This is a genomic window from Psychrobacter sp. APC 3279 (assembly GCF_030407795.1).
In the GTDB taxonomy this organism is placed as follows: Bacteria; Pseudomonadota; Gammaproteobacteria; order Pseudomonadales; family Moraxellaceae; genus Psychrobacter.
The window spans coordinates 21262-38218 of record NZ_JASDCR010000013.1 but is presented as its reverse complement, the minus strand read 5'-3'; the positions used below and the strand labels follow the sequence as shown (position 1 = coordinate 38218).

Genomic DNA, 16957 nt, shown 5'->3' with positions numbered 1-16957 from the left:
CTCAGCCTAATAAAAATATCTATTTACATGACCGCGTTTAATTAAGGCGGACACTAACAAGCCAAATATTAATAAGGCTTCGTATCTGCCTCTTCTCGTAGCGTGACGAGGTTTTCAACGCGGCGCTGCAATACTTCACCATCAGCTACAGCTTGCCATAATGCGCAGCCTTTGCTGTTATGGGTATGGCGACAGTCACGGAATTGGCAACCGCCGGCCAATGGTGCTAGCTCAACGAAGCCCGAAATAATATCATCAGGGGTGAGGTGCCAAATGCCATATTCACGAATCCCTGGTGTATCGACGATACCGCCTTGGGTGAGGTCTTCTGGGTTAAATGGGAGCAGTCGGCTGGTCGTCGTGGTGTGCTGCCCGAGCTTAGAGTTTTGTGAGATGATATTGACGCTCTGACCAGAATCAGGCAGTAGGGCGTTGATTAGACTGCTTTTGCCGACGCCAGATTGACCCGCGAAGATGACCAGCTTTTTATCTATATAGCGTTTTAGTTCATCAAGGCCTTCTTGCTCATCGCTATCAGCGATATTTTCAGGACAATCGACCGAAGTTAGAACACTTTCATAGCCAAGCGCGGCATATTGTGCCAATAGCTCATTGGTATCCACACCGTTTTCTTCTGCCAATAAATCGGCTTTGTTGAGTACCAATAGTGGTTTGACACCTGCATGATGGCATACCACGAGATAGCGATCGATCAACGTTGGCGCGGCGGCAGGCAGTGGCGCAAAAACAATCGCCAAAATATCGACATTGGCGGCAACAGGTTTGAGCTTATGATAGCGGTCAGGACGAGAAACCAGCGATGTACGCGGTTTGACCGCTTCGATACGACCAAAGCCAGTATTAGAGTCGGCATTCCAGCGTACTTGATCGCCAGCAGCTAGCATCGGTAGATTGGTACGCACATGACAGCGCCAAATATCATTTAACTCAAGCGTTTGCCAAAACGGCTCAGGATCATCAGGCGCAATCTCTGGCTGCTCAGGTATGACAGCTGGCAGGCTAGTGACTTGTACTTCTAGTTGCTTACCGTAATGCGCCATGACCACGCCATCCATCAAACTGTCATCAATACTATCTTGATTGGACAGTTGCTGCTTGTCGATGCGACGAATCTGTTGTTTAGTCAGTTTGCGTTGCCGGATTAATGCCATGGGTTTTTGACCTATTATAAAAATATTGCTAAGTGTAGCGTGAAAATTTGCTAACATACAGCCTAAAGCGTCTGCGGCAGACAGTGGTTTTGTAATATTTTGGCTGCTTGCTAGATTTTTTGAATCAATCAGTGCATTGCAATGCTGCTTGAATATACGTGTTCAACCGTAATACGTTTTGTAAATTATGTTTAAAACTGTCCCAAAATTTAATGACCATAGGATATTGTATGACTACCGGTGACCATCCCAACAAGATTAAAATCAAAAATCAAGGCAAAAAAGGGCTGGTATGGATTGATTTAGAAATGACCGGACTTGATACCTTAAATGATGAGATTATCGAGATTGCTACTGTCGTTACTGACGAAGATTTGAATGTGCTTGCTGAAGGGCCTGTATTTGCTATCAAGGTATCAGATCAAGTCTTAAATAAGATGGATGACTGGAATACCAAGCAGCACGGTCAATCAGGATTGGTCGATCGTGTACGTCGTAGTACGGTGACATTGGCAGAAGCCGAAGCTGAGACCATTAAGTTCCTAAACAAGTGGGTTGATAGTGGTAAGTCGCCAATGTGCGGTAACTCTATTTGCCAAGATCGTCGATTTATGGCGCGTCAAATGCCAGAGCTTGAGCGATTCTTCCATTATCGCAATCTTGATGTGTCATCAATTAAAGAGCTTTGTTTCCGCTGGCGTCCTGATATCTTAAAGAACTTCGAAAAAGGTGGCAGTCATTTAGCCTTAGACGATATTCGTGACTCTATCCGTGAGCTAAAGCATTACCGTCAGCATTTCTTTAAGCTAATACCTTAAAAAACTGGCAAGCGGTAAGCTATTCAAAAGTATAGTAAAAGAATTGTAATAAAAAACAAAAAGGGTCTGTTGATATTTCAACAGACCCTTTTTATGTTTAAGCTAGACTCAACGTTAGAATCAAACAAGCATCGTAAACTCAAACAATCCAAACTCAGCATCATTACTGCTTAAATCGTTACTATTCAAACCGTCATTTGAATGCTCGTCATCTGTCACTGCACCAATCACGGCGCTAACTTTCGGCTGGCGAGTGTCTTTATCTAATAATCGCCAGTCGCCAAGCACGTAGCGCTTTTTGTCATCAGTCGCCTGATGAATGTCTGGACGATGAGTATGTCCGTGTAATAATGCATCGCTAGTAGTGATGGCTTGACGTACGGCTTTATCATTCACATCCATAATATGCGCAGCTTTGTTTGCATTGTTCTGCTGGCTTTTTTTGCGCATATTATCTGCGATGGCTAAGCGTTTTTGCAGTGACTTATTGAGCAGATACCACTGAGTCAAACGGTTACGCATAACTCTACGAAAGAACTGATATTTTTTATCATCAGTACATAGCGCATCACCGTGTTCTAAGCGGTAATTCTGCTGACCAACAGGCAAAGTATACGGCTCGTTGATAAGCTCTCCACCGAACAGATTACAAAACGGCTGACCCAATAAAAAGTCACGGTTACCGTGCATGACCAATATCTCACAGCCATTGATACGTAGCTGCTTGAGTTTGGTGATAAGTGGAGTCAACCAGTGCGCTATCTTCTCGTCTTCTGACAACGATAAATACGTATCATCACCTAGCCATACCTCAAACCAATCACCTAATATAAAGAGGCGTTTGAGCGCAGGCAGGGCGAGACAGTCATCTAATAGCGCCAAAAAAGCCTGCACTAAGGCAGGCTCCTGAGGCGATAAATGCAAATCGCTAATCAATACTTGCCGCACTTGATGAGGGCGGGTCGTGATTAAGTGATTAAAACTTTGCATTTATCTTGGTCCTCGTGACTTGTCGTATGGCGAGCATTACTTAGTAAATTCTACTAGAAAATGCTCGCTCATTCACAGCTATCGCTAAGTAACTATTACTGACTAGCTGCTATTGAATGACTATTACTGAGTAATGATGGTTGCTGAGTTGATAACAACTGGCTCTTTTGGCACATCAGCATGCATACCGAAACGACCAGTTGGTACGCTGCGCATTTTTTCGATAACGTCCATACCGCTTGTTACTTTACCAAATACGGTGTAACCCCAACCTTGCATGTTTTTGCCAGAGTGGTTTAGGAAGTCGTTGTCTTTTACGTTGATGAAGAACTGGCTAGTCGCTGAATGCGGATCTTGGGTACGCGCCATTGCGATAGTACCTTTATCATTTTTCAGACCGTTGTCCGCTTCGTTTTCGATAGGCGCATTGGTTGGTTTTTCATTCATCTCAGCGTCCATTCCGCCGCCTTGAATCATGAAACCATCGATGATGCGATGAAAAATTGTACCGTCATACTGACCAGATTTTACGTAGTTTAAAAAGTTTTCTACGGTTTTCGGTGCTTTTTCTTCGTTGAGTTCGATAACGATCGCACCCATATTAGTTTCAAGTTCTACTACTGGTGGCATGTCTACCATGGGATATTCCTTTTTGATTGCAGCGCCTTAAATAGCACTATTGTGAGTGGTGGTTAAAAAGTTACGGGTAGTCTAACGGCTTTTTTATCCCGTGTCATGTATCAGGCTGTTAATGCGTTTGCGAAACCTGATAGAATAACGCAACTTTACCCATTTTTGACAAATTTTGATAATGCGGTCGCACTATCTAGGTTTTTATATTCTCGCTTTATTTTAACACTTTAGTTTAAACGTTTCGTGATGCGTGATGGCACGCACCATGAACTGACAATTTGCGTTAGGAGCAATGCCCGATGAGTGATCACTCAAGCAACAATGCACAAAAAGACGAAGCAAAAAACGATTTTATTCGTAATATCATTCGTGACGATGTCAATGCGCAAAAATACCAGCAAATTGTAACGCGCTTTCCGCCTGAGCCAAATGGCTACCTGCATTTAGGTCACGTAAAATCTATCTGCTTAAACTTTGGTGTGGCCAAAGAGTTCGGCGGTGTGTGCAACCTACGTTTTGATGACACCAACCCAACCGCTGAAAAGCAAGATTACATCGACAATATTAAAAACGATGTGCAGTGGTTAGGTTTTGAGTGGGCAGGCGAGGCGCATTATGCCTCAGGTTATTTTGATCAGTTGCATGCATGGGCAATTCAGTTGATTGAGCAAGGCGACGCTTATGTTGATTTGCAAACCCCTGAGCAAATCAAAGAAAACCGTGGTTCATTTAATGAAGCAGGAACGCCTTCACCATATCGTGATGCCAGCGTTGAAGAAAACCTAGCGCTGTTCAACGATATGAAAGACGGTAAATATGCTGAAGGAAAGGCTATTTTGCGCGCCAAGATTGATATGGCTAGCCCAAATATGAACCTGCGTGATCCTGTCATTTACCGCGTGATGCATCAATCTCATCATCAGACAGGTGATAAATGGTGCATCTATCCGATGTATGACTTTGCGCATCCACTCTCTGATGCGCTCGAAGGTATCACTCATTCACTATGTACGCTTGAGTTTGAAGACCATCGTCCATTCTATGATTGGGTCATCGCCAAGATCGGCTTTGACGTGCCGCCGCATCAGTACGAGTTTAGCCGCTTAAACGTGGACCATACATTGACCAGTAAGCGTAAGCTCAAGCAGCTCGTCGATGAAGGTATTGTGAGTGGTTGGGATGATCCTCGTATGCCGACCGTCGCTGGTATGCGCCGCCGTGGTTATACGCCAGAGGGCTTGCGTGATTTTTGTGAGCGTGTGGGTGTGACCAAAGCCGATAGCGTGGTTGATTTTCGCTTATTGGAATTTAGCGTCCGTCAGTCATTAGAGACGACAACTGGTCGCGGCATGGCGGTACTAAAGCCATTAAAAGTGACGATCACTAACTTTAGTGAAGCGGTCAGCAGTTGGGAGTCGCAAAAAGCCGATAGCGTGACTGCACGTTTTGATGATGCGACGCAGACGCTTTGGTTGACTCAGCCGAACCATCCTAACGTGGATATGGGTGAGCGTGAGATTCCATTTACCGAGACTTTATACATTGATCAAGGTGATTATGAAATTGAACCGCCAGCAGGCTACAAGCGCCTATCACCAGAAAAGCCAGAGATTCGTCTGCGTAACACTTACGTGCTAGCCGTCACTGAGCATATCACTGATGAAAGTGGCAATGTCGTTGAGCTAAAAGCGACGATTGATCCTGCTACTTTAGGCAATAACCCTGAAGGCCGTAAGGTCAAAGGCGTGATTCATTGGGTATCAGCCAGTCAAGGTGTACCAGCGATCGTGCGCATGTATGAGCAGCTATTCAGTGCTGAAGACCCAAGTAGCGTCGCTGATGTCCATCAAGCGCTAAACCCTGACTCGCTCACTGAGCTAAAAGCAGTGGTTGAGCCATCTTTAGCCAATGCGGATGCTGGTACGCGTTTCCAGTTTGAGCGTGAAGGGTACTTTATCACCGATAGCGAAGATCACAGCACGGATAAGCCAGTATTTAACCAAATCGTTAGCTTGCGCGATAGCTATAAGCCAGCGTAATCTATGTTGGCCCAGTCTCTAAAAATGTCATTGCTAAAATGATGTTTTGAAACAATACTGAACAATAGTAGTTTGCAAGCAAGCCCATTTCTAGTACGCTAGGGATGGGCTTTTTTGTGAATAATTATAAAGTTTTTGACAGTAATATCTAAGGAAGTGAGCATGGCAAAATTTTTGAATAGCAGTGGGACGACTTATCATTTAGAAGAGTTGATTAAAAATGCGTCTGATCGGTTGATTGTTATTAGCCCATATTTGAAGCTGAATGAACGCATTAAAGAGCTGCTAGAAGATCGCAACCGTCTAAAAATCGATATTCGCATTGTCTATGGCAAAAATGACTTACACCCAGAAGAAATAAACTGGTTAAAAAACCTAACGTTTATTCGTACCAGCTTTTGCAAAAACTTGCATGCGAAATGCTACCTGAATGAAAACGAGTGCATTATTACCAGTTTGAACCTGTACGAATTTAGCCAAGTCAATAATAATGAGATGGGCGTACTGATTTATCGTAATGATGATGCCAAACTTTATGCTGATACTTATGAAGAAGCGCAACGCATTATTCGTATCAGTGATGAAGTTAGGATGTCTCTTGAGAAAGTCACTGAAACTGAGAACCAGCCTGAATCCAATACTAAAACTGCAAGCACGGCATCTCAGCCGCCAGTGACACCGTCTGCGACTACAACAGACACCACACCTAATTATTCTAAACTGACCACCGCCAAGCTTGCCAAAGAGTTGGGGCTCAAGACCCAAGAATTAAATGATAAGTTGCTTGCAGCGGGTTACTTAGAAGCGCAAGATGGTGAATTGGTATTGACTGATGCTGGACGTGCAGCTGGTGGCGTGAGCAAAAAAGGCAAGTTTGGTGAGTTTTGCTTATGGGATGCAGGGATGGTGGTTTAATAAATAATCGATATATCTACTTAGAGTTAAATGGAATAACCGCATTACAATCCGTCACAAGACATTCATAACCAGTTTGTTACTATAAAGTCAGTTTTTACGGATGTGCTTTGCGTTTTTATGGTGAGCACGTCGATGATAATAATAGAACGCGAGGCCGACGTGTCGATATAAGCGTTCATTCACATAGCTAAGGAATCAAGCATGGCACATTTACGTTTAGGTGATACCGCACCAAATTTTGACGCTACAACCACAGAAGGTGACATCAATTTTCATGAATGGGCAGGTGATCATTGGGTCGTTTTTTTCTCGCATCCAGCAGATTTCACGCCAGTATGTACCACTGAGCTTGGTCGCGCCGCTGCACTAAATGGCGAGTTCCAAAAGCGCAATGTAAAGCCGATTTGTATTTCTGTTGATAGCCTAGAAGATCACAAAGCGTGGGCGAGCGATATCGGTGAGACTCAAGGCACAGATATGAACTTCCCAATCATCGCTGATCCTAACAAAGAGGTCGCTGAGCTATATGACATGATGCATCCTAATGCTGATAGCACTCATACAGTACGTAGCGTCTTTATCATTGATCCAAGCAAAAAAGTTCGTCTAACGCTGACATATCCTGCTAGCTGTGGCCGTAACTTTGATGAAATTATCCGCGTAATTGACGCATTACAGTTGTCGGATGAATATAACATTGCGACACCTGTAGACTGGAAAGATGGTGACGACGTAATCATTCCACCAAGTGTGAAAAACGAAGATATCGCTGCAAAATATCCAAAAGGTCACAAAGAGATTAAGCCGTATCTACGCACCACACCTGCACCAAACAAATAATTAGACTGATGTATAAATGTGATTAAATAAAGCCCCATGACTCAAGGTTATGGGGCTTTTATTATTTCTACTTTATGATTAATAACACTTTGCCATGATGGCCAGATTAGGCTATAACTGTGGTATAGCGTATTAATATTTGTGCTTATCAGTACAACAACCATAATAAAGCGTATCAGCGTCAAATCGCTGTCCAATCATTCTTACAAGGAGTTTGCTATGAAAAAACTATATATTACCCGTACAGCGCCTAATCCACGTAAAGTGCTTATCTTGTTGGCTTCAAAAGGTATCGATGTCGACGACATGGATGATGTCGATGTGATAGACATTGATTTTGCGGCAAATGAGCAAATGTCAGAAGCTTTTACACAAATGAATCCAATGCAGACCGTACCTGTTTTGACCTTAGATGATGGTACCGTATTAAATGATTCTCAGGCAGTTTGTGAGTATCTGGATCGTGTTTATGGTGAGCGTTCGGTCATGGGTAATGATGTGGTACAGCGTGCGCAAGTTTGCTCTATGCGCCGTGTTGCAGAGTTTGAAGTGATGTATAACTTGATGCTCGCGTTTCAGCACAGTCATCCATCTAAGGCACAACGTATTGAGCAAGTGCCCGAGTTCGTCGCACCATCAATTGCTCGTGCGGTTAAAGCCATGGCGTATTTTGAGACGATATTAGAAGGTCGCGAATACCTAGTAGGTGAACAATTAAGTTTTGCGGATATCGTGCTATATCTAAGTTTGGATTTTGGTAAATTATTAAAAATTAATCCTAATGAACAAGGCGAAAACCTGGCTCGTTTTTATCAAAAGATGAATGAACGCTTTAGTATTAAGAATATGGCTAAAGCCAAACCTGTAAGTGTGAATGACTAAAAGGTTCTAGAAAAATAGTTTAAATCATAAAACTTATCTATTAACCTATTTGGTAAATTGATCGCTATAAATCAAAACAGCTAACCTCAATCGTTAGCTGTTTTTTTATGAAATATAATAAATATCAACATTTCGTTACATAGGTTAATAGAGCCAAGGTTATAGTGGTTAATCTAGCTTAGTTATATCAATTATGTTTTTAAAACGTTTATTTAAGAAGAATGCTTTTAAATTATGACTTCTTTTGAATAGATTTTTGAAACATAGATGGTACGCGAGATAAGTTGTACAAGCTTACTAAGAGGTATGCAATATGGTAGGTAGCCGAAACAAGCCAACGTTAAAATTACTGCTATTACCCAGTATGATGGCAGTTAGTCTGATGCTAAGTGCGTGTCAAAAAGAAGCGGCGTCTAGCGAAAATGATACATCGCAGGGTGCTGAAGCTGGCGAGATGACAGACTTAGCCGTAAGTGAAGGTCTGGTATCTAGTATGAACCCTACATCAGACGAATCTGAACCTGTTGAATTAACCGCTCAAGATAAGCTGACGACCACCTTATCTCATCATCGTTGGACGTTAGTAAACGCAGTCGACGCCAATGAACAACCTATGGCTGAATTTGCGAATATCAACAGTCAGGTAACGCTTGCATTCAACCAATATCAAGGGCAAGACACGCTAAGCTATAGCGTAGGCTGTAATACGATTAGTGCTGGCTATCAATTAAAAGGGCATACCTTAACTACTGAAGAGGGTATGAGTACAAAGATGTCTTGTGGCGAGCTAGATGTGGCAGAAAACTCCTTGAACACTTTGATGCAGGGCAGTAGTGAGTTCAAAATTGATCAAGGCGATAACCCAGTATTGACCCAGTTTACTGACGGTGATGTGACTTTAGTATGGAATGGTAGGCTCACTGCACAAGCGAAATATAACAGTAAGGGTGAAACAGTATTTTGGGCAGTAAACTCCGAAACAGTACCTTGCGAAGCAGGTAACTCTGAGCAGTGTCTACAAGTTAAGCCTATTACTTATAATGATCAGGGCATTAAAACTCACGAAGGACAGTGGCGAGTATTCGTTGGTGAAATCGATGGCTATCAGCATGACAGCAAACACGAAGAAGTATTACGCTTACAACGCTATCCGCTAAACATCGATGAATTATCAGAGACTAATGAGCCAACTAAAGATGATACTGCCGATGAAAAGTATGCTTATATACTAGATGCTGTCATTGAAAGTGCAGTTGTAGAGTAGCTTACTGTAGTTTGAGCTTTGAAATGCTCATAGTTATAAAAAACACGCGTCTAGTAACGTGTGTTTTTTATGGGGTGTCTAATTTGCTGTTTATCTATTTTGACGCTTTTCTGCTTCAACACCTCGCTATCTTAACGCCTCGCTATTTTAACGCTGATCTTTAACGTAAGTTACCTAAATCTTCTTCGGTCAAACGCCAACGGCCTTTCTTCTTGGAGGCACCGCGACCACGCATGGCGCTATTCAATATCAGTTTGTTCATTGAATGGCTTGAGTGAGCATGACAGATGGCGCAGGCAAGTCCATCGGCAGCATCTTGTTGCGGCACGACTTCTAACGCTAATATCCGGCACACCATCTCTTGTACTTGTTCTTTGGCCGCTGCTCCATAACCACAGACGGCTTGTTTGATCTGCCGAGCCGTATATTCTGACACTTCTAAATCTAGTGCAACCATTGCTGCAATCGCTGCACCTCGTGCTTGTCCAAGCTTAAGCGCAGAATCAGGGTTTTCTGCCATAAATACTTGCTCAATTGCCGTATAGATAGGCTCGTTAGCATATTTTAAATGATGCTGTGTGATACGGGTTAGTCCATTAAAGATACGCTTGAGGCGTTCAGGCATCTCTTTGGTATCTGTGCGAATCGTCCCTGCATCGATATAGGTCAGCTTGTCACCTGTCTGCTGTACTATCCCATAACCGGTCATGCGTGACCCTGGGTCAATGCCTATAATAATTGCCATAATATTCCGTCTTGCTTACCTGTAATTTTATATTCAGTCTTATATAAATTGGATACGATATCAGACTCGCTTAGCCCACTATTCGTAGTACTATCTTCCGCCTTCCTTGTGTCCAAATTATGTTGTACCGACTATATGGCTTAAAAATTAGCCTTAAGTTTGATAGTATAGCAACCAATCCCCATATACATCATATGTTAGCCATTTTAATTTTCATGGCGCTCAATTTATTGGTTTTTATTTTATAGGACGACACTTTATGGGTCAGATAGTTGGTATAGCCATCGTTTGGTTTATTATCGAGATGCTACTGTGGTATTTGCTTGCTCAGTTTATGAGCGGTTGGTGGGTGTTTATGTGGTTTATTATCGCCGCGGTTATTGGTATCTCTTTGATGCGCAAAGGTATGGCTGCTCTTAATCCAATGGCACAGCAAATGAAAGCTGGTGGCATGATGAACCCTGCGATGCGTCCGCCAGAGACCACGATGATTAAGAGTATCGCGATGGCAGCTGCTGGTATTTTACTGCTTATTCCTGGGGTACTTAGTGATTTAATGGCGTTGTTGGTAGTATTACCACCTGTGCAGAAAAAGCTAAAAGACTTGGCCAATAATTACGTCATGAATAATCAGCAAAAAATGATGGAAATGATGGCGAAGCAGATGGGCGGTCAAATGGGCGGCGGACAAAATCCATTTGGCGGTGCTGGTGGTATGGGCGGTCAAAACCCGTTCGGTGGTGCAGGTGGCATGAATGGCCAGAATCCATTTGGTCAACAGCAGCAAAACCCATTTGGTGATGTGTTTAAACAGCATACTACGGTTGATGGTACTGCCAAAAACATTCCTAAAGATGTAAAGAAAATTACCAAGTCTGCTAATGACGAATAACTATTTAGTTAAATCGTAAGCATAAAAAAAGCCCCTCTCGTCGATGACGAAAGGGGTTTTTTAGTGGTAGTAAGCATACTATTTATAGGAAATATATTTTTATAAAGAATATACGTACAAACCGAATGAAACAACCGAAGTGCCGCTGTAAGATGGTGACCCATGAACCGTGAAGTTCAGGGCGGATGCGTCATCATCTCTGCAGGTTTCCTGATACACCGCAAGCGGTGCAGGCATACACAATGAGACAATAGGTACCACATCCTGGTAAAGCATTATCGGCTCAGGGAATAAACATCTACTAGCCAACACTTCAGAATATAATTATCTTAACCAATGAAATGAGTGATTGCAAGTATGATTTACAGATTGATACGTAGCTTGGTTAATTGGCCACATTTATATTGTCTTGTATAGAAAAGTCATCGCAAGCTAACCCTATAAAATTATTCATAAACTCACGAAAAATGCTCAGTTTTTCAGCTATTTCAAGATGTGTGTTAATATAGAGGGCTTTATATTCCCTTACACAGCATTATAGGCGTTCATTCACTCGAGGAGCGGTAATATATGACCAGTACCCAACAAGCATCAGACTCTATTGATAATAATAAAACACAGCTTAGCAATAACCAAGACGGTGCACAGAATAAAAAAATACCGCATGTCTTGATGATATTGGACGGCTTTGGTCATCGTGAAGAAGATAAAGATAACGCCATTGCTGCCGCCAATATGCCAAATTTAGACAAGATTTATCAGCAATACCCTCATGGGCTTATTTCTGCTTCAGGGGAAGATGTTGGTTTGCCAGATGGTCAGTTTGGTAATTCAGAAGTCGGTCACATGAATTTAGGGGCGGGGCGTGTTCTTTATCAGGACTCAACTCGTATCTCAAGTGAGCTTGCCAATCGTGAATTTTATAAGAACGAAGCATTGGTCAATGCGGTAAAAGCGGCTAATGAGCGTGGCGGTAACGTCCATATTATGGGCTTGCTCTCTGATGGCGGTGTCCACTCTCATCAAGACCATATCGAAGGTATGTGTCATTCAGCATTGGTGCATGGTGCCAAGAATGTCTTTATTCATTGTTTCTTAGATGGTCGTGATACCCCGCCTAAATCTGCTGATAAGTACATCAATCGTCTGCGTGACTATATTGATAAGTTGAATGCTCATTACGAAGGTGGCCGCGTACAGATTGCGAGTATCATCGGTCGCTACTATGCAATGGATCGCGACAATCGTTGGGATAGAGTGCAAAAAGCTTATGAGCTGATTACTGAAGGTAAAGCTGATCGTCTATCGACACGGGCAGATGGCGCTGTCCAAGCTGCTTATAAAGCGCGTGAGACCGATGAGTTTGTCAGTCCAACGACTGTGATTGGACGTGATGAAGTGCCATATACTGTTAATGATAACGACGCACTTATTTTTATGAATTTCCGTGCTGACCGCGCTCGTGAGCTTGCCCAAGCGTTTGTCTTGCCAGATCATGAGTTTTCTGGATTTGCACGTCAAAAACAGCCAAAACTGGCAGCGTTTGTGATGCTAACTAAGTATTCAGATGTCCTAGCTGACAATCCAAAAACCAGCATTGCTTATTACCCAACGTCTTTAGCCAACACATTGGGAGAGTACCTGCAGGATCAAGGTAAAACACAGCTACGTATCGCGGAAACTGAAAAATATGCGCATGTGACGTTTTTCTTTAGCGGTGGCCGTGAAGAAGAGTATGAAGGCGAGACGCGTATCTTGGTACCATCTCCAGATGTGGCAACTTATGATTTGAAGCCTGAAATGAGCGCACCCGAAGTCACTGATAAGTTAGTAGAAGCGATTGAATCTGGCAAATATGATGTGCTAGTAGTCAATTATGCCAACGGTGACATGGTAGGGCATACAGGTATCTTTGATGCGGCGGTACAAGCCGTAGAAGCCTTGGATGTCTGTGTGGGCCGTATCGAGTCAGCAGTGCGTGCTGCTGGTGGTGACATGCTTATTACAGCCGATCATGGTAACTGTGAGCAAATGCAAGACTACGAAAGTGGTCAAGTACATACACAGCATACGACAGAGCATGTGCCATTGATTTATGTGGGCGAGCAAAAGCTACAAGTACGCCGTGGCGGCAAACTTAGTGATGTGGCACCGACTATTTTATCATTGATGAATGTTGATGCCCCTACCGAAATGACAGGTGAAAGCTTATTGGTTCCAGCAGTCTAGGCCAGTCGAATTAAAACACAGTACTTAAATGACTGTGGTTTATACTGACTTGACAGCTGTACCAGAAGATATCAAAAAGGAAAGGATAACCTATTATCCTTTCCTTTTTTTGTGATACATTTTACTTAATTTACTTGCAATACTATGCTAGTTCGAAATATGCGTTTGGTGCTATCTTGTAAGTCGCTATATAACGATAAATTCGTATTCTCTATTATTCAAATGAGTTCTTTTATGCAGCCTATTTCTTTTGCACGTTCTTTTTTATCCAAAGGGTTAAGTAAATCAGTAGGGAAGGCATCAGTCGCGTCCAAGGTTTTGCAGCCTGCAATTTTAATAGGTGTGCTTGGTTGTGCGATTAGCGTAAATGCACAAGCAGCAGTGGGAGCTTCTACAAATAATGATAATCCTACAAATGGTCTACAGCTCATCAGTTTGAATGCAGATGAGATAGCGGATGAAAACGACGCTGATAATTTATCGAATATTGCTGATATGTTAGATGTCGCCGATGAGCCAGATGACTCGATAGATAGTGTGCCAGATGAAAGCGCGCTGACGGATGATGCTGATGATATTGATATGGAGATTCCAGCAGAAGTTGCACAAGTATCGCTAAATGCTATCTCTCCTGAGACGCTAAAGACATTTGTGGCTGTGGTGGATTTAGTACGTCGTCAATACGTTGATGCGGTCAATGATGAAGAGTTATTTAGCAATGCAATGAGCGGTATGCTAACCAAACTTGATAGCCATGCTGAGTTTTTGGACGCAGAAGCCTATGAGAACCTGCGTGCTTTTACTGAGGGCGACGTTGGTGATATTGGTATTAAGGTTAATTACCGACCAGAGGCAGGTTATTGGGTCGTGACAGAGGTTATCGATGATTCACCTGCAGACAAAAAAGGCATCGCAGTTGGTGATTATTTGCATCAAGTTGATGAGTTTAAGCTAGACGACGGGCGACAGGTTAATGACGTTGAGCAGCTTTTGACGGGTATTGCTGGTACGCAGGTAGATATTATTACTTCCAAAGCTGGTCGCCGTAAGCACACGACGACGTTGCAGCGTAATAACAGTCATCCACAGATTATCGAGACCAAACTGGTCGATGGTATTGCCATTGTCAAATTACCGGCGTTTCAAAACAACAGCCGTGAGAAGTTACTAGAAGGTTTAATTAACTTAAACGCTCCGATATCAGGAATTTTACTAGATATGCGTGATAATCCAGGTGGCGTACTGACATCAGCAGTGAGCGTGGCCAGTTTATTTATGGATGATACCGATGTGGTGCAGGTGCAAGCACGTCAAAATAAATCACGCGTACTATCGACCCAAGGTGATGCGATACTTAAACCTTTGCCTTTAGTGGTATTACAAAACCGCTATTCAGCATCAGCGGCAGAGGTGCTTGCCAGTAGTTTACAAGCACAAAAACGCGCTACTATTATCGGTGAGGTCAGCTATGGTAAGGGTTCAGTACAATCGGTCATACCGTTAAACGATGAGCAAGCCGTCAAATTAACGGTGGCCAACTATATGACAGCAGCAGGCAAACAAATAGATGAGATCGGTGTAGAGCCTGATGTGACCTTATCTGGCAGCGAGAACACGTGGGAGCAGCAAGCTTTAGAATTAGTAAAGGCGCGAGCACTTGATTCGGGTATTCGCTTTGTTAGAAAAAATGCTACGAAAGAATAGAATTTCGTAGCATTCAATTAACAGTACATACCATTCAACGCTTAAAAATATTTGATGATGACGTTCAAAAGAAACTAGTCGAACGCATCTTCAGAAATTTCGAGCTTTTTCATACGGTAGCGTAAAGAACGAAAGGTGGTTCCTAATAATTCAGCTGCTTGGGTTTTGTTCCAGCCAGTTTGTTTGAGTGCCGTGATAATCAGCTGCTTTTCTTGTTCCTGTAAATAATGCTCTAACCCTTGAGGCGGTAATTGACCGTCAAACAATTCTTGTAAACCTGATATGTCTTTAGAAGTTTCTTGTTGGGCGGTGGAAGCAAGGAGCGACTCTTTGTCATAAGTATTTGCTACGTTGGTTGACGAACTGTTATTACTAGCTGACGAATGCTGCACCATTGAAGGGTAGTGGTTGGTGCTAGTACGATAGGGATGTAAATTGGTCACTCTTTGCTCAACCTGCGTCGCCATATTGCTAGATTGAATGACTTGCTCACCGTCCTTTGTTGATTGGACTGTAGATTGAACGTCTATTTGATTTTCTACGTTGCGAGCAGGTGGCTCAGAGCTATCGATAGCTGAGCTATGATTTTGCTCTTGTGTATTTACAAGCTCAGGTTCAATGTCAGGAAGACCTAAATGACTAACGTCTATATATGAGGTATCAGCTAACGTAACTGCACGCTCCAATAAGTTGCGTAGTTCACGGACATTACCCGCAAAATCGTGGCGTTGTAAGCGTTCGCAGGCTTCCATCGTCAATGACGGCGGTGACTCTAATTGCCAGTCATCAGCAATCATCGCTAAAAAGTGGTCTGCTAACACAGGGATATCATCACGGCGTGTGTTAAGCGTTGGAAGCTTTAGCTCAATGACATTGATGCGATAATACAAATCTTGTCGAAATGCACCATCTTGTACCAATTGGCTCAGGTCTTTGTGAGTAGCAGACAAAATGCGGATGTCTACTGGAACTTCTTTTGTATCACCGATTGCCCTTACTGTTTTTTCTTGAATAGCACGTAACAACTTAACTTGCATGGCTAACGGTAAGTCCGCCACTTCATCTAAAAATAACGTGCCGCCATTGGCTTGCTGGAATAATCCCTGTTTATCAGCGACAGCCCCTGTAAAGCTACCTTTTTTATGACCAAAAAACTCCGACTCCATTAACTCCGATGGTATCGCACCGCAGTTCACTGGTACAAAGCTGCCATCACGCCGTGGACTTAAATCATGGATCAATCTGGCGACCACTTCTTTACCTGTGCCAGAAGCGCCCGATAAAAACACAGGTGCCTGTGAGCGTGCTAGCTTTAAAATAGTATTTTTGAGGGGATGCATGACAGCAGAATTACCAATCAATCTACTATCTAGCATTTTTTGTTCAGGAGAGCATTCCGGTGCGGCCTGTACTTCGTTATCTTGATGAATAACTTTTAGGGCATTCTCTACCAGTTGGCGCAAACGTGGTAGTTCTAGCGGTTTATTGACAAAATCGAAGGCACCAAGCTTTAATGCCTCAATAGCTAAATCCATGCTGCCATGAGCCGTAATCACTGCTATTGGAATATTAGAGCTATTGCTAATTTCTTTTACCAGTTCAAGTCCCGAGCCATCTGGCAGTTTTAAGTCCGTCAGACAAAAATCGTAGTCGTTGTCTTGCCAAAACGTTCTTGCTTGCGACAATGTATAAGCCACATCACTTTTGATACCCATTTTAGTCAAGGTAATTTGCATCAATCGACATAAATCTACTTCATCATCGACGACTAGCGCGGTTGTTGTCATACATCATCTCATCGTATTTTATGGCTATAAAGTCAATAGCTGGG

General features: G+C 42.8%; 14 protein-coding genes and 1 other RNA gene. 9 read left to right on the top strand and 6 right to left on the bottom strand.

What is annotated here, in order from left to right:
* Positions 1–68 precede the first annotated feature (68 nt).
* Entirely contained in the window at positions 69–1172 is a 1104-nt protein-coding gene (rsgA, locus tag QL898_RS08515) for a ribosome small subunit-dependent GTPase A (RefSeq protein WP_290176476.1), read from the bottom strand.
* A 230-nt stretch (positions 1173–1402) separates the two neighbouring features.
* Between rsgA and orn the strand changes: the two genes are divergently transcribed.
* Positions 1403–1990: an oligoribonuclease gene (orn, locus tag QL898_RS08510; protein WP_057760984.1), complete on the top strand. Its 588-nt coding sequence runs from the start codon at positions 1403–1405 to the stop codon at positions 1988–1990.
* 120 nt (positions 1991–2110) lie between these two features.
* Here the strand turns inward: orn and QL898_RS08505 are convergent, their stop codons facing one another.
* A complete protein-coding gene (locus tag QL898_RS08505) occupies positions 2111–2980 on the bottom strand; it encodes a UDP-2,3-diacylglucosamine diphosphatase (protein ID WP_290176475.1) in 870 nt (289 codons plus the stop codon).
* A gap of 123 nt (positions 2981–3103) precedes the next feature.
* On the bottom strand, positions 3104–3619 hold the full coding sequence (locus QL898_RS08500) for a peptidylprolyl isomerase (RefSeq protein WP_057760980.1): 516 nt from the start codon (positions 3617–3619) through the stop codon (positions 3104–3106).
* A gap of 293 nt (positions 3620–3912) precedes the next feature.
* On the opposite strand from QL898_RS08500, the gene QL898_RS08495 reads away from it, so the two are divergent.
* The 5 genes from QL898_RS08495 (at position 3913) to QL898_RS08475 (ending at position 9556) form a co-directional block, all read left to right on the top strand.
* Entirely contained in the window at positions 3913–5652 is a 1740-nt protein-coding gene (locus QL898_RS08495; protein WP_290176474.1) for a glutamine--tRNA ligase/YqeY domain fusion protein, read from the top strand.
* Positions 5653–5814: 162 nt separating this feature from the next.
* Positions 5815–6567, top strand: a complete 753-nt coding sequence (locus tag QL898_RS08490) for a phospholipase D family protein (RefSeq protein ID WP_290176473.1) — start codon at positions 5815–5817, stop codon at positions 6565–6567.
* Between the two features lie 204 nt (positions 6568–6771).
* Positions 6772–7410, top strand: a complete 639-nt coding sequence (locus tag QL898_RS08485; RefSeq protein WP_057760978.1) for a peroxiredoxin — start codon at positions 6772–6774, stop codon at positions 7408–7410.
* 219 nt (positions 7411–7629) lie between these two features.
* Positions 7630–8292, top strand: a complete 663-nt coding sequence (locus QL898_RS08480; protein WP_290176472.1) for a glutathione S-transferase family protein — start codon at positions 7630–7632, stop codon at positions 8290–8292.
* 313 nt (positions 8293–8605) lie between these two features.
* The gene (locus tag QL898_RS08475) at positions 8606–9556 is read left to right on the top strand and encodes an META domain-containing protein (RefSeq protein WP_290176471.1); all 951 of its coding nucleotides are present in this window, start codon (positions 8606–8608) and stop codon (positions 9554–9556) included.
* Between the two features lie 160 nt (positions 9557–9716).
* On the opposite strand, the gene ruvC is transcribed toward QL898_RS08475, so the two are convergent.
* Positions 9717–10301, bottom strand: a complete 585-nt coding sequence (gene ruvC, locus QL898_RS08470; RefSeq protein WP_290176470.1) for a crossover junction endodeoxyribonuclease RuvC — start codon at positions 10299–10301, stop codon at positions 9717–9719.
* Positions 10302–10560: 259 nt separating this feature from the next.
* Between ruvC and QL898_RS08465 the strand changes: the two genes are divergently transcribed.
* Positions 10561–11193: an FxsA family protein gene (locus tag QL898_RS08465; RefSeq protein WP_057760971.1), complete on the top strand. Its 633-nt coding sequence runs from the start codon at positions 10561–10563 to the stop codon at positions 11191–11193.
* Positions 11194–11320: 127 nt separating this feature from the next.
* Here QL898_RS08465 and ssrS read toward each other — a convergent pair.
* Positions 11321–11516: non-coding RNA, 6S RNA (gene ssrS, locus QL898_RS08460), on the bottom strand.
* 247 nt (positions 11517–11763) lie between these two features.
* On the opposite strand from ssrS, the gene gpmI reads away from it, so the two are divergent.
* Both gpmI and QL898_RS08450 read left to right on the top strand, forming a co-directional pair.
* Positions 11764–13422, top strand: a complete 1659-nt coding sequence (gpmI, locus tag QL898_RS08455; RefSeq protein WP_290176469.1) for a 2,3-bisphosphoglycerate-independent phosphoglycerate mutase — start codon at positions 11764–11766, stop codon at positions 13420–13422.
* Positions 13423–13656: 234 nt separating this feature from the next.
* Positions 13657–15126: a S41 family peptidase gene (locus tag QL898_RS08450; protein ID WP_290176468.1), complete on the top strand. Its 1470-nt coding sequence runs from the start codon at positions 13657–13659 to the stop codon at positions 15124–15126.
* A gap of 74 nt (positions 15127–15200) precedes the next feature.
* On the opposite strand, the gene QL898_RS08445 is transcribed toward QL898_RS08450, so the two are convergent.
* Positions 15201–16913 (bottom strand): sigma-54 dependent transcriptional regulator, encoded by a 1713-nt coding sequence (locus tag QL898_RS08445; RefSeq protein WP_290176467.1) that lies wholly within the window; start codon positions 16911–16913, stop codon positions 15201–15203.
* Between the last annotated feature and the right edge of the window lie 44 nt (positions 16914–16957).